Raw genomic sequence first — 13301 nt, forward strand, 5'->3', positions numbered from 1 at the left:
GATCATGAACATCACCAGCACCGACCTTCCGCCCGGCCCCGCCCGCAACCCCGTGGGCGGCCACATCCCGGTGGCCGGCGGCCTCGCCCGGGTGGGCCTGCCCTACGCCCGGGAGATGGGCGCCGAGGCCGTACAGGTCTTCGTCGCCAACCCGCGCGGCTGGGCCACCCCGGACGGCAACCCCCGGCAGGACGAGGAGTTCAGGGCGGCCTGCGCGGACGAGGGGATCCCCGTCTTCGTCCACGCCCCCTACCTGATCAACTTCGGCTCGCACACCGAGGCGACCGTCGAGCGGTCCGTGGAGTCCCTGCGGCACTCGCTGCGCCGGGGCCGGGAGATCGGGGCGCGCGGCGTCGTGGTCCACACCGGCTCGGCGACCGGCGGCCGCCCCCGGCGCGAGGCCCTGGCCCAGGTCCACGAGCGGCTGCTGCCGCTGCTGGAGGAGCTCACCCACGACGACGACCCGCGGCTGCTGCTGGAGCCGACGGCCGGTCAGGGCGCGTCGCTGTGCTCCTGGGTGCACGACCTCGGGCCGTACTTCGACGCGCTGGAGCACCACCCCCGGCTCGGCGTCTGCCTGGACACCTGCCACGCCTTCGCGGCCGGGCACGACCTGGCGGGGCCCGGCGGGATGAAGCTGGCCCTCGACGAGCTGGTCGGCGTGGTGGGCGAGGGCCGGCTGGGGCTGATCCACGCCAACGACTCCAAGGACGTCGTGGGCGCGCACAAGGACCGGCACGAGAACATCGGATCCGGCCACATCGGCGCCGAGCCCTTCGCCGAGCTGTTCGCCCACGCGGCGACGGCCGGCGTGCCGCTGACGATCGAGACGCCCGGCGGCAAGGAGGGACACGCCGTGGACGTGGCGCGGCTGAAGGCCCTGCGCGACGGCTGACAGGCCGCCTGACCTGCCGGGGCGGGGAGCCTAGAGCTCCGGGCCCTCGCCGGGCTTCTCCTGGTAGGAGTAGCGCTGCTCGCTCCAGGGGTCGCCGATGTTGTGGTAGCCCCGCTCCTCCCAGAAGCCGCGCCGGTCGGTGGTCATGTACTCCACGCCGCGCACCCACTTGGGGCCCTTCCAGGCGTAGAGGTGCGGGACGACCAGGCGGACGGGGAAGCCGTGCTCGGCGGTGAGGAGCTCGCCGTCCTTGTGGGTGGCGAACATGGTCTTCTCGGCCGTGAAGTCGGCGAGCCGCAGGTTCGAGCTGAAGCCGTACTCGGCCCACACCATCACATGGGTGACCTCGGGCGCGGGCGGGGCCAGTTCGAGGATCGTACGGGTGGAGACCCCGCCCCATTCGGCGCCGAGCATGCTGTACTTCGTGACGCAGTGCAGGTCCGCCACGACCGTGGTGTACGGCAGCGCGGAGAACTCCTCGTGCGTCCAGCAGTGCTTGTCACCGCCCGCCGTGGCGCCGAAGACGCGGAACTCCCAGCGGTCCGGCTTGAACCTCGGCACCGGGCCGTAGTGGGTCACCGGCCATCCGCGCTGGAGCCGTTGCCCCGGGGGCAGCTGAAGATTCTCCCCTTTGCGGCTTTCGGTGTTCTTCGAGGGCCCCATGGCTCAATGGTGTCAGACCGTGGGGGGTGCTGATGACCGGGGGTTGCGTTATCTGGACAACTCCCACTAAGTGTGCACTTACTGGACGGCTCCCCGGGGCGGTGCGAGGATGCGCGCAACCTGCCATTCTGCTTGGAAGGAGCCTCTGCGATGCAGGGCGACCCCGAGGTCATCGAGTTCCTCAATGAACAGCTGACTGCCGAGCTGACCGCGATCAATCAGTACTTCCTGCACGCGAAGCTGCAGGAGCACCACGGCTGGACCAAGATCGCCTCACATACGCGCGCCGAGTCGTTCGACGAGATGCGGCACGCGGAGACCCTCACCGACCGGATCATCTTCCTGGAGGGGCTGCCCAACTACCAGCGGCTCTTCCACGTCCGGATCGGCCAGACGGTCACCGAGATGTTCCAGGCCGACCGGCAGGTCGAGGTCGAGGCCATCGACCGCCTGCGGCGCGGCGTGGAGGTCATGCGGGCCAAGGGCGACATCACCTCGGCCAACATCTTCGAGTCGATCCTCGCCGACGAGGAGGACCACATCGACTACCTGGACACCCAGCTGGAGCTGATCGAGAAGCTCGGCGAGGCGCTCTACCTCGCGCAGTTCATCGAGCAGGAGAACGGCGGGGGCGACTGACCCGCGGCCGTCGGCTCGGGGGCCGCCGGCTCAGGCGGCCGCGGCGGAGGCCGTCAGGAGCGCCGCATCGGCGCCCAGCACGTCGGTCTCCCCCTGGTCGGTGAGCTCCCGGCGGGGGCAGGCGCCCCGGCCGAGCAGGGCCTGGATGCGGCGTACGCAGCCACCGCAGTCGGTGCCGGCCTTGCAGGCGGACGCGATCTGCCGGGGCGTGCACGCACCCTTGTCCGCGTGCTCGCGCACCTGCCGCTCGGTAATGCCGAAGCACGAGCAGACGTACACGCGTCACCGCCTTGCGCCGGCCCGGGGGCCGAGTTGATCAATAAGGTTACCCTTACCTTACCCGCCCCGGCGGCCGGTCACAACGCCGTGGGGCGCGGATCACAGATCCGCGCCCCACGGTCGTCACCGACGGTGATGAAAGCCACCCCTACTGGTCGCGGTACATCTCGGCGACCAGGAAGGCCAGGTCCAGGGACTGGCTGCGGTTCAGGCGGGGGTCGCACGCCGTCTCGTAGCGCTGGTGGAGGTCGTCGACGAAGATCTCGTCGCCGCCGCCCACACACTCGGTGACGTCGTCGCCGGTGAGCTCCACGTGGATGCCGCCCGGGTGGGTGCCCAGGCTCTTGTGGACCTCGAAGAAGCCCTTGACCTCGTCCAGGACGTCGTCGAAGCGACGGGTCTTGTGGCCCGAGGCGGCCTCGAAGGTGTTGCCGTGCATCGGGTCGCAGACCCACACCACCTGGGCGCCGGACGCCGTGACCTTCTCCACCAGGGTGGGGAGCTTCTCGCGGATCTTGTCCGCGCCCATCCGGGTGATGAACGTCAGACGGCCGGGCTCGCGCTCGGGGTCGAGCCGCTCGATCAGCGTGAGGGCGTCCTCGGGCGTCGTGGTCGGCCCGAGCTTCACCCCGATCGGGTTGCGGATCTTCGAGGCGAACTCGATGTGCGCCCCGTCCAGCTGCCGGGTGCGCTCACCGATCCAGACCATGTGGCCCGAGACGTCGTAGAGGTGGCCGGTGCGCGAGTCGATACGGGTCAGCGCGGACTCGTAGTCGAGCACGAGCGCCTCGTGGGAGGCGTAGAACTCGACGGTCTTGAACTCCTCCGGGTCCACCCCGCAGGCGTTCATGAAGTTCATCGCCCGGTCGATCTCGCGCGCCAGCTGCTCGTAGCGCTGACCGGACGGCGAGGACTTCACGAAGTCCTGGTTCCAGGCGTGCACCTGGCGCAGGTCGGCGTAACCGCCGGTGGTGAAGGCACGCACCAGGTTCAGCGTCGAGGCCGAGGCCTGGTACATCCGCTTCAGCCGCTGCGGGTCCGGCGTACGGGCCTCGGGCGTGAAGGCGAAGCCGTTGACGGAGTCGCCGCGGTAGGTCGGCAGGGTCACGCCGTCGCGGGTCTCGGTCGGCTTCGAACGCGGCTTGCTGTACTGGCCGGCGATGCGGCCGACCTTCACGACGGGCACGGACCCGGCGTAGGTGAGCACCGCGCCCATCTGCAGCAGGGTCTTGAGCTTGTTGCGGATCTGGTCGGCGCCGACGGCGTCGAAGGCCTCCGCGCAGTCACCGCCCTGGAGCAGAAACGCCTCTCCTCGCGCGACGGCTCCCAGGCGCTGGCGCAACTGGTCGCACTCGCCGGCGAAGACGAGAGGCGGATAGGACTCGAGCTCGGCGATCACATCGCGCAGAGCCTCTTGGTCCGGCCAGTCAGGCTGCTGCGCCGCGGGCAGGGAGCGCCAGGTGTTGCCACCGGCGTGGATTTCAGCGTTCACGGTCACGCCCTCAACACTACGGGGTCGGGGAGGGCGTCCAGCGGCGGGACCGCACTGTGAGACGAATCCTGGACAAATGCCGAGACAAATACCCGGACGACGCTCCGGGAAGCCGCGGGACGCGCGCCCGGGTCGTCGGGTAAGGTGCGCCGCATGTACGTGCTCGCGAACCAGAAGCAGAACTGGTGGTGGCCCGCTCCTTCGGCGGCCCACTGATCGCGCGTACTCCCGAACGATCCGCGAAGGCCGCCCCGAGGGGCGGCCTTCGGCGTTCTCCCGGACGCCGGCCCGGGGCCGTTCCTCCTCCCCGGAAGGAACACCTCGTATGACCACCGGCGCCGCCGCCCTCCTCGCCCGGCTGACCGCCCCCGGCCACCCGCCCTTCGCCCTGCTGCACCGCCGCACCCCCGGCCTGCCCGGCGACACGGTCGAGCTGCTGCTCGGCCCCGTCGCCGAGGCCGGCCGGCTCGGTGACATCCCGCTGCCCACCGGGCCCGCGGCGCACGGCGGCCCCACCCACGACGCGCTGGCCCTCGTCCCCTTCCGCCAGATCCGCGAGCGCGGCTTCGACGTGCGCGACGACGGCACCCCGCTGCTCGTCCTGCGCCCCGAGGAGACCCACGAGCTGCCGCTCGCCGAGGCCCTCGACGCCCTGCCCACGCACGACGTTCGGGTCGAGGGCGGCGCGTTCGACGTCGGCGACGAGGAGTACGCGCGCATCGTCGAGCGCGTCATCGAGGACGAGATCGGCACCGGCGAAGGCGCCAACTTCGTCATCCGCCGCACCTTCGAGGGCGAGATCCCCGGCTTCGCCGCCGCCGACGCCCTCGCCCTCTTCCGCCGCCTGCTCGCCGGCGAGCGCGGCGCCTACTGGACGTACGTGGTGCACACCGGCGACCGCACCCTGGTGGGCGCCAGCCCCGAGGTGCACGTCCGGATGGCCGGCGGCACGGTCGTGATGAACCCCATCAGCGGCACCTACCGCTACCCGGCCGGCGGCCCCACCGCCGAGGACCTGCTCGGCTTCCTCCACGACCGCAAGGAGGTCGAGGAGCTGTCCATGGTCGTGGACGAGGAGCTGAAGATGATGTGCACCGTCGGCGACATGGGCGGCGTGGTCGTCGGCCCCCGGCTGCGCGAGATGGCCCACCTCGCGCACACCGAGTACGAGCTGCGGGGACGCTCCTCGCTGGACGTGCGCGAGGTGCTGAAGGAGACCATGTTCGCGGCCACCGTCACCGGCTCGCCCGTCCAGAACGCCTGCCGGGTCATCCAGCGCCACGAACCCCACGGCCGCGGCTACTACGCCGGCGCCCTCGCCCTCATCGGCCGCGACGCCGGCGGCGCGCAGACCCTGGACTCCCCCATCCTCATCCGCACCGCCGACATCGACCGCGACGGCCGGCTGCGGGTGTCCGTCGGCGCCACGCTCGTGCGCCACTCCGACCCGCACGGCGAGGTCGCCGAGACCCACGCCAAGGCGGCGGGCGTCCTGGCCGCCCTCGGCGTCCGGCCGGCCGCCGTACGCCCGGCGGCCGCCCCGGCCGTACGGCTGGGCGACGACGTCCGGGTACGGGCCGCGCTGGACGCCCGCCGGGCGGATCTGGCCCCGTTCTGGCTGCGGATGCGCACCGGCGCGCCCACCGCCGCGCTGACCGGCCACGCGCTGATCGTCGACGGCGAGGACACCTTCACGGCGATGCTCGCCCATCTGCTGCGCACCTCGGGGCTGACAGTGACCGTGCGCCGCTACGACGAGCCGGGCCTGTCCGAGGCCGCGCTGCGCCACGAGGGCCCGGTGGTGCTGGGCCCCGGCCCCGGCAACCCCTCGGACACGGCCGACCCCAAGATGCGGATGCTGCGCGAGCTGACGGCCGGACTGCTGCGGGCACACCACCACGGCCTGCTGGGCGTCTGCCTCGGGCACGAGCTGATCGCGGCGGAGCTGGGACTGGAGATCGTGCGCAAGCACGTGCCCTTCCAGGGGGCGCAGGAGCGGATCGACTTCTTCGGGCGCGAGGAGACGGTGGGCTTCTACAACACCTTCACGGCGCGCTGCGACGTGGCCGTGGCCGAGGAGCTGGCGATGCACGGCATCAAGGTGAGCCGCGACGCGACGACCGGAGACGTCCACGCGGTGCGCGGGGGCACGTTCGGCGGCGTCCAGTTCCACCCGGAGTCGGTGCTGACGCTGAACGGGGCGGCGATCGTGGCGGAGCTGCTGGCCGCCGTCCTCGTCTGACCCGCCCGCCCGTCGCCCGGAACGCCGTCATGACGTTCCGGGCGGGCGGGTGCGGTCAGCCGAAGAAGACCTTCGCCTCCTCGTACAGCGCGGCCGGCACCGTCTTCAGACGGGCGGTGGCCTCGGCCAGCGGGACACGGACGATGTCCGTACCCCGCAGCGCGACCATCGTCCCGAAGTGGCCGCCGTCCACGGCGGCCAGGGCGTGCAGCCCGAACCGGGTCGCCAGCCACCGGTCGAACGCGCTCGGCGTCCCGCCGCGCTGCACATGGCCCAGCACGGTCGTACGGGCCTCCTTGCCCGTGCGTCGTTCGATCTCCTCCGCCAGCCACTCCCCCACGCCCGACAGCCGGACGTGTCCGAAGGAGTCCTGCCGGGTGGCGTTCTTGAGCACCAGGTCGCCGTCCACCGGCATCGCGCCCTCGGCCACCACCACGATCGGGGCGTAGCTGGCGCCGAAGCGCGAGGTGACCCAGCCGCAGACCTCGTCGACGTCGAAGCGCCGCTCGGGGATGAGGATGACGTTGGCGCCGCCGGCGAGGCCGGAGTGCAGGGCGATCCAGCCGGCGTGCCGGCCCATGACCTCGACCACGAGGACGCGCATATGGGACTCGGCCGTGGTGTGCAGGCGGTCGATGGCCTCGGTGGCGATGTTGACGGCGGTGTCGAAGCCGAAGGTGTAGTCGGTGGCGGACAGGTCGTTGTCGATGGTCTTGGGCACGCCGACGCAGCGGATGCCGTACTCGTCGTGGAGCCGGCAGGCGACGCCCAGGGTGTCCTCGCCGCCGATGGCGATCAGGGCGTCCACCTCGTGCTTGGCGAGGCTCTCCTTGATCCGGCGGACGCCGTCCGGTTCCTTGAACGGATTGGTCCGTGAGGAGCCGAGGACGGTGCCGCCGCGTGGCAGGATGCCGCGCACCGCGGGGATGCCGAGTTCGGCGACGGCGCCCGTGAGGGGCCCGCGCCAGCCGTCCTTGAAGCCGATGAAGTCGTGACCGTGGTCCTGGACGCCCTTGCGGACGACCGCACGGATGACCGCGTTGAGCCCGGGGCAGTCGCCGCCGCCGGTGAGCACTCCGATCCGCATGACAGACACCCTTCTTTCGCGCCGGTACGCACGCCCGGCCGCGGAAGGGGCGGTCAGGCGTCGTCGAGGCCTCGCTCTATCGCGTAGCGGACGAGCTCCACGCGGTTGTGCAGCTGGAGCTTGCCCAAGGTGTTCTGCACATGGTTCTGCACCGTGCGGTGGGAAATAACCAGCCGTTCCGCGATCTGCTTGTAGGACAGTCCCTTGGCCACGAGGCGGAGCACCTCGGTCTCGCGGTCGGTGAGCCGCGGCGCCTTGGGCTCGTCGGGGGCGGCGGGGGCCGGGTCGGCGGCGAGCCGGCGGTACTCGCCGAGGACGAGCCCGGCCAGGCCGGGGGTGAAGACGGGGTCGCCGACGGCGGTGCGGCGCACGGCGTCCAGCAGTTCCTCGGTGCTGGCGGACTTGAGCAGGTAGCCGGTCGCGCCGGACTTGACCGCCTCCAGGACGTCCGCGTGCTCGCCGCTGGCGGAGAGCACCAGGACGCGCAGGGCGGGGCGCTCGGCGACCAGTTCCTTGCAGACGGCGGCGCCCGGCAGGCCGGGCAGGTTGAGGTCCAGCACCAGCACGTCGGGGGTGACGGCCCGGGCGCGGCGGACGGCCTGCGGGCCGTCGCCGGCGGTGGCCACCACGTCGTATCCGGCGGCCGCCAGGTCGCGGGCGACCGCGTCGCGCCACATCGGGTGGTCGTCGACCACCATCACCCTGACCTGCGCTGTCTCCGTGCTCATCGTGTGTCCTCGCTCCCCCGTCGGTCTTTCGGAACCCTCAGTTCGACCTCGGTGCCCTGTCCCGGCACCGAGACCAGCTCGGCCGTGCCGCCCAGGTCGCGCAGCCGGCCGCGGATGGACAGGGCGACGCCCATGCGGCCCTCCCGCTCCGCGTCGGCCAGCCGTCCCTCGGGGATGCCGGGGCCGTCGTCGCGGACGGTGACGATCACCTCGCCTGGTTCGTCCTCGAGCAGGATCCAGGCCTGGGCGTCCTGGCCCGCGTGCTTGGCGACGTTGTCCAGGGCGGCGCTGACGGCGGCCGCCAGCTCCGCCGCCGCGGCCGCCTCCAGCAGGACGGCGGTGCCGGGCGCGGAGAGGGTGACGGTCGCCCCGGCGTGCGGGGCGAGCAGGGCGCGGACGTCGCAGGGGCCGGCCGGCGGGGCCGGGGCGGTGCGCACGGCGCCCACCAGCTCGGCGTCCTCGGCGAGCTGCTCGGCGGACCGCTGCGGCGGCACGAGGCCGCCGGCGACCAGCGTGCGCAGCGCGATCTCCTGCTCGCCGGCCATCCTGCCCAGCTCGGCGGCCTCGCCGCCGAGGGCGGCGCCGCGGCGCTGGACCATGGCCAGCACCTGCAGGACGCTGTCGTGGATGTCGCGGGCCAGCCGCTCCCGCTCGCGGGTCGCCGCCTCGATCTGCAGGGCGCGGGCGAGCGTGCGCTCACTGGCGCGGGCGACCTCGACGATGTAGCCGACGGCGATGCTGGAGACCCACACCAGGACCACGTTGTGGACCGTGTCGCGGGCGGCGGCGCCGCGCTCGGCCAGGTTGGCGACGGCCACGATCGTGGAGCCGACCGCCGCCCAGCGCCAGCCGCCCTTGATGGCCATGCCCAGGACGGCGCCGCCCGCCCAGATGGACGGGAGGGTGGCCGAGCCTGCGGCGATGCGCTCGCCGGTGTCGAGGACGGCGGTGAGAAGGATTCCGGCGATCGCGATGCTCAGATCGGCGATCAGGAACGACTTCGTGCAGCGCTCGGCCGAGGTGACGCGGTTCCAGGTCAGCAGCGTCCACAGGGTGAGTACGCCCATGTAGAGCGCCGCGCCGGCCGGATGTGCGTACTCCCGGTAGTTGAGGAAGAAGAGCGTGAGGGCGTAGCCGAGCGTCAGGAGGCGGTAGCCGGTCAGGGCGCGCCACAGCGGCAGCTCCACCGACATCCGTACGGGACGCGGGCGCCGCCCGGTGCGCTGTGTCATGAACCGACTCCCCCCGGCCGGGCGACCTTACGCCTCGGGCTTGTGCTCCGCCTTCTTTCCCGCCGTGTCGAGTCCGGCTGCTTTCGCCGCCTTCTCCTCCTCGGCCTGCCGCTTCGCCTCGTCCGCGATCTGCCGCTTGGCGGCGGTGGCGTAGATGTCGACGTACTCCTGGCCGGAGAGCTTCATGATCTCGTACATGACCTCGTCGGTCACCGAGCGGAGGATGAAGCGGTCGCCGTCCATGCCGTGGTAGCGGCTGAAGTCCAGCGGCTTCCCGATCCGGATGCCGGGCCGGATCATCTTCGGCAGCACCTTGCCCGGGGGCTGCACCTTCTCCGTGTCGATCATCGCCACGGGGATCACCGGTGCGCCGGTGGCCAGCGCCACCCGGGCGAGCCCGCCGGGCTTGCCGCGGTAGAGACGGCCGTCGGGGGACCGGGTGCCCTCGGGGTAGATGCCGAAGAGCTCACCGCGCTCCAGCACCTCGATGCCGCTCTTGATGGCGGCCTCGCCGGCGCCCCGGGCGCCCGAGCGGTCGACGGGCAGCTGGCCGACGCCCTTGAAGAAGGCCGCCGTCAGCTTTCCCTTGACCCCGGGAGAGGTGAAGTACTCCTGCTTGGCGATGAACGTGATCTTGCGATCGAGCACCGCGGGCAGGAAGAAGGAATCCGAGAAGGACAGGTGGTTGCTCGCCAGGATGGCGGGCCCCTCGGCCGGTACGTTCTCCAAGCCCTCCACCCACGGGCGGAAGGCAAGCTTCAGCGACCCTCCGATGGACAGCTTCATAGCGCCGTAGAACAACCGAGAACCTCCTGTGAGTGACGAGGAGACCTTAACCTGCCTACCCGCCGTGCGGCGCTCCGCGTAGGCTGAGGCCCAGAGCCTTCCTTGTCCCGTTGTCTCGTTCCATCGATCGGAGATCCCGGTGCCGCTCCTGTCCGGTGCCGAGCCGTTCCGCCATGAGGGCGGAGAGGTCGGCGTCCTTGTGTGTCACGGCTTCACCGGTTCCCCGCAGTCCGTAAGGCCCTGGGCCGATTATCTCGCGGAGCGGGGATTCACGGTCTCCCTGCCGCTCCTTCCCGGTCACGGCACCCGCTGGCAGGACATGGCGATCACGGGCTGGCAGGACTGGTACGCGGAGGTCGACCGCGAGCTGTGGCGGCTGCGGGAGACGTGCTCGCAGGTCTTCCTGTGCGGGCTGTCGATGGGCGGGGCACTGGCCCTGCGGCTGGCCGCCCGGCACGGCGCCGCCGTGTCCGGCCTCGTGCTGGTCAACCCCGCCAACAAGGTGCACGGCCTGGCCGCCAAGGCCCTGCCGGTGGTGCGCCACCTGGTCCCCACGACCAAGGGCATCGCCAGCGACATCGCCAGGCCGGGCGGCGTCGAGGTCGGCTACGACCGCGTGCCGCTGCACGCCGCGCACTCCTTCCGGCGCGGGCTGCGGCGGCTGGACGCCGAGCTGCCGCAGGTCACCCAGCCGCTGCTGCTGATGCACAGCCCCGAGGACCACGTCGTGCCCCCGGTCGACTCGGCGCGGATCCTGGCCCGCGTCTCCTCCCGTGACGTCACCGAGCGGCTGCTGGAGAACAGCTACCACGTGGCCACCCTGGACCACGACGCCCCGGCGATCTTCGAGCAGACGCATGCCTTCATCGAGCGCCTCTCCGTGGGCGCGCGTGGGGCGGCCACCCGTGGCTGAGCACGACGCGGACCGCGACCGCGACCGCGACGACAGCCGCGACCCGCTGGACGAGGACCGGGCGTGGGCGGAGCTGGTCGCGGCCTACGGCGAGCAGCCGGACCCGGACAAGGGGCGCTGGCCGGCCACGGGCGACGTCGAGGACGGCCCCGAGGGCGGGACGCCGGCGGCGCCGAAGACCCCCGGGGCGAAGAAGCCGGCCGCCCCCGGCAGGCCCGGGAGCTTCATCGTCTACGCGCCGGGCGTCGGCCCCCGCGACTCGAGCACTCCGGATCCGGCGTCGGGCGACGCCGACGACGCTCGCGAGGAGCCGGACGAGGGCCACTTCGTGCCCCCGGAGCCGCCGCCGCTGCCGACCGGCGATGTGACGTCCCGCTTCGCGTGGATCGCGGTGCTCGGCGGCCCGCTGCTGCTGTTCGTCATGGTGCTGCTGCGGCAGGAGCTGACGTGGTGGCTCACCACGCTGGGCGTGGGGGGCTTCCTGGGGGGCTTCGCCACGCTGGTCCTGCGGATGAAGGACGGCGACGACGAGGGCGACGACGACCCGGGGCGCGGCGCCGTCGTGTGAACCCGGGCCGGTGCGCCCGTCAGGCCGCCGGCACCCGCAGCGCCGCCAGCACCGGCAGATGGTCCGTGGCCGCCCGCAGATCCGCTTCCGTGACGCCGGGCAGGCCCATCGGCACCCCGCAGCCGAGCACCTCGACGCCCTTCGTGGCGAAGACGGCGTCGATGCGCTGAAGCGGGTCGCCCAGGCGCGTGGTGTGCTCGCGCCCCCACGGCCGGACGGCCCAGCCGTCCTGCAGATGCCCGGCCAGCAGGCCGAACGTACGGCCGTCGGGCCGGTCGTTGAGGTCTCCGGCGACGACGGCGTGCGGCACGTCCAGCGCCGCCAGCCGGTCCAGCAACAGCTTCCCCTGGTCGTGACGCTCGTCGGCGTCGATGCTCAAGTGGCAGCTGACGACGCCGAGCCGGGCCCTGCCGAACCTCAGCACCGCGGTGGCCAGGCCCCGTTGGTGCAGCCATGGCGTGCGGGGCAGCAGGACGTCCTCGGCGTGCTCGACGTGCGCGCGCAGCGAGGTGAGGATCATCGGCCCCGAGGCGGTGCCGCCGCCGGTGGCGTACACCAGCTCCGAGGCGTGGGCCAGGCGCGCCGCGGCCTTGCGCCAGCGGAAGAAGCGCGGCGCCTCCTGGACGCAGACGACGTCGGGGACACAGGCCCGGATGATCCGGGCCAGTGCCGCCTCGTCGTCGCGCAGGGAGCGGATGTTGTAGCTCAGCACGCGGACCACCGACGCGTCCGCTTCGGTCGAGGATTCCGGCAGGTCCGCGAGCATCGCCCCTCCGCTGGGGAATTCCGCTGGAGTGTCGCTGGGTATCGCTGGGAAATACGGCCCTTTCGGGTCAGCCCTGGCGGGCCAGGTCGGCGGCGCCCACGAGACCCGCCTTGCCGCCCAGCTGGGCGGCCAGCACCTGGGCGTGCGGGCGCCACTGGCCGCCGACCAGCCAGCGGCGGAAGGACTTGCGGATGGGGTCGAGGACCAGGTCGCCCTCGTCCGAGACGCCGCCGCCGACGATGAACGCCGAGGGGTCGAAGAGCGAGGCCAGGTCGGCCAGGCCCGCGCCGGCCCAGCGGGCGAGCTCGCGGAAGGAGTCGATGGCGACCGGGTCGCCCTGGCGGGCGGCGTCGCTGATGTGCTTGCCCTCGATGCCCTCGGGGGTGCCGTCGCCCATGCCCAGCAGGATCTCGGCGTTCTCCGGGGTGGCCTGGGCGCGCTGGCGCGCGTAGCGGACGAGGGCGCGGCCGGAGGCGTACTGCTCCCAGCAGCCCTGGCTGCCGCAGCCGCACAGCAGGCCGTCGGGGACGACCCGGATGTGGCCGAACTCGGCGGCCACGCCGAAGCGGCCGCGGCGCAGCTTGTTGCCGATGATGATGCCGCCGCCGAGGCCGGTGCCGAGGGTGATGCAGATGACGTCGTCGTGGCCCTTGCCGGCGCCGAAGCGGTACTCGCCCCAGGCGGCGGCGTTGGCGTCGTTCTCGACGACGACGGGGAGGCCGACGCGCTGCTCGACCTTGTCCTTGAGCGCCTCGTGCCGCCAGTTGATGTTCGGGGCGAACAGGACGGTGGCCCGCTTGTCGTCGACGTACCCGGCGGCGCCGATGCCGACGGCCTCGACCTCGAAGCCCTCGCTGACCGTGCGCACCGCGTCCGCGATGGCGTCGATGACACCCTCCGGGGTGTCGGGTGTCGGCACCTTGCACGTCGCGAGGATCGAGCCCTCTTCGTCGACCACGCCGGCCGCGATCTTCGTGCCGCCGATGTCGACGCCGATGGTGAGTCCCATGT

The 13301-nt window shown here is 72.4% G+C and carries 14 protein-coding genes; 5 read left to right on the plus strand and 9 right to left on the minus strand.

All coding sequences use genetic code 11. The features are described 5' to 3' along the window. Positions 1–4 precede the first annotated feature (4 nt). Complete coding sequence (locus J1792_RS28925) at positions 5–895, plus strand: deoxyribonuclease IV (protein WP_086572766.1); 891 nt, start codon at positions 5–7, stop codon at positions 893–895. A 30-nt stretch (positions 896–925) separates the two neighbouring features. On the opposite strand, the gene J1792_RS28930 is transcribed toward J1792_RS28925, so the two are convergent. Continuing rightward, positions 926–1558: a sulfite oxidase-like oxidoreductase gene (locus J1792_RS28930; RefSeq protein WP_207248541.1), complete on the minus strand. Its 633-nt coding sequence runs from the start codon at positions 1556–1558 to the stop codon at positions 926–928. 150 nt (positions 1559–1708) lie between these two features. On the opposite strand from J1792_RS28930, the gene bfr reads away from it, so the two are divergent. Beyond that, complete coding sequence (gene bfr, locus J1792_RS28935) at positions 1709–2197, plus strand: bacterioferritin (protein WP_086572763.1); 489 nt, start codon at positions 1709–1711, stop codon at positions 2195–2197. A gap of 30 nt (positions 2198–2227) precedes the next feature. On the opposite strand, the gene J1792_RS28940 is transcribed toward bfr, so the two are convergent. Together J1792_RS28940 and J1792_RS28945 are read right to left on the minus strand one after the other, a co-directional pair. Next, positions 2228–2476, minus strand: a complete 249-nt coding sequence (locus tag J1792_RS28940; protein WP_086572762.1) for a (2Fe-2S)-binding protein — start codon at positions 2474–2476, stop codon at positions 2228–2230. Between the two features lie 148 nt (positions 2477–2624). Beyond that, complete coding sequence (locus tag J1792_RS28945) at positions 2625–3974, minus strand: class II 3-deoxy-7-phosphoheptulonate synthase (RefSeq protein WP_086572760.1); 1350 nt, start codon at positions 3972–3974, stop codon at positions 2625–2627. A 319-nt stretch (positions 3975–4293) separates the two neighbouring features. Here J1792_RS28945 and J1792_RS28950 point away from each other — a divergent pair, with 319 nt between their 5' ends. Then, positions 4294–6210, plus strand: a complete 1917-nt coding sequence (locus tag J1792_RS28950) for an anthranilate synthase family protein (protein WP_207248542.1) — start codon at positions 4294–4296, stop codon at positions 6208–6210. A gap of 55 nt (positions 6211–6265) precedes the next feature. Here J1792_RS28950 and J1792_RS28955 read toward each other — a convergent pair whose 3' ends face one another. The 4 genes from J1792_RS28955 to J1792_RS28970 are packed head-to-tail and all read right to left on the minus strand — an operon-like array spanning position 6266 to position 10043. Beyond that, positions 6266–7297 carry a 6-phosphofructokinase gene (locus tag J1792_RS28955; protein ID WP_207248543.1) on the minus strand — a complete coding sequence of 344 codons (1032 nt, stop codon included), beginning with the start codon at positions 7295–7297 and terminating at the stop codon, positions 6266–6268. A gap of 53 nt (positions 7298–7350) precedes the next feature. After that, entirely contained in the window at positions 7351–8025 is a 675-nt protein-coding gene (locus J1792_RS28960; protein ID WP_086571604.1) for a response regulator, read from the minus strand. Continuing rightward, positions 8022–9257, minus strand: coding sequence for a MacS family sensor histidine kinase (gene macS, locus J1792_RS28965; protein WP_242646801.1), 1236 nt, complete (start codon positions 9255–9257; stop codon positions 8022–8024). Before macS ends, J1792_RS28960 begins: the two co-directional genes overlap by 4 nt. Positions 9258–9284: 27 nt before the next feature. Then, on the minus strand, positions 9285–10043 hold the full coding sequence (locus tag J1792_RS28970) for a lysophospholipid acyltransferase family protein (protein WP_086571608.1): 759 nt from the start codon (positions 10041–10043) through the stop codon (positions 9285–9287). A 139-nt stretch (positions 10044–10182) separates the two neighbouring features. Here J1792_RS28970 and J1792_RS28975 point away from each other — a divergent pair, with 139 nt between their 5' ends. Further along, positions 10183–10956 carry an alpha/beta hydrolase gene (locus J1792_RS28975; RefSeq protein WP_086571610.1) on the plus strand — a complete coding sequence of 258 codons (774 nt, stop codon included), beginning with the start codon at positions 10183–10185 and terminating at the stop codon, positions 10954–10956. Then, entirely contained in the window at positions 10949–11524 is a 576-nt protein-coding gene (locus J1792_RS28980; protein ID WP_086571612.1) for a hypothetical protein, read from the plus strand. Before J1792_RS28975 ends, J1792_RS28980 begins: the two co-directional genes overlap by 8 nt. A 19-nt stretch (positions 11525–11543) precedes the next feature. Here J1792_RS28980 and J1792_RS28985 read toward each other — a convergent pair whose 3' ends face one another. Both J1792_RS28985 and J1792_RS28990 read right to left on the minus strand, forming a co-directional pair. Further along, positions 11544–12290 carry an endonuclease/exonuclease/phosphatase family protein gene (locus tag J1792_RS28985; protein ID WP_207248544.1) on the minus strand — a complete coding sequence of 249 codons (747 nt, stop codon included), beginning with the start codon at positions 12288–12290 and terminating at the stop codon, positions 11544–11546. A gap of 67 nt (positions 12291–12357) precedes the next feature. Beyond that, positions 12358–13299, minus strand: coding sequence for an ROK family glucokinase (locus tag J1792_RS28990; protein ID WP_086571615.1), 942 nt, complete (start codon positions 13297–13299; stop codon positions 12358–12360). Positions 13300–13301: the final 2 nt, after the last annotated feature.

Source organism: Streptomyces triculaminicus (genome assembly GCF_017349075.1).
Taxonomy (GTDB): domain Bacteria; phylum Actinomycetota; class Actinomycetes; order Streptomycetales; family Streptomycetaceae; genus Streptomyces; species Streptomyces triculaminicus.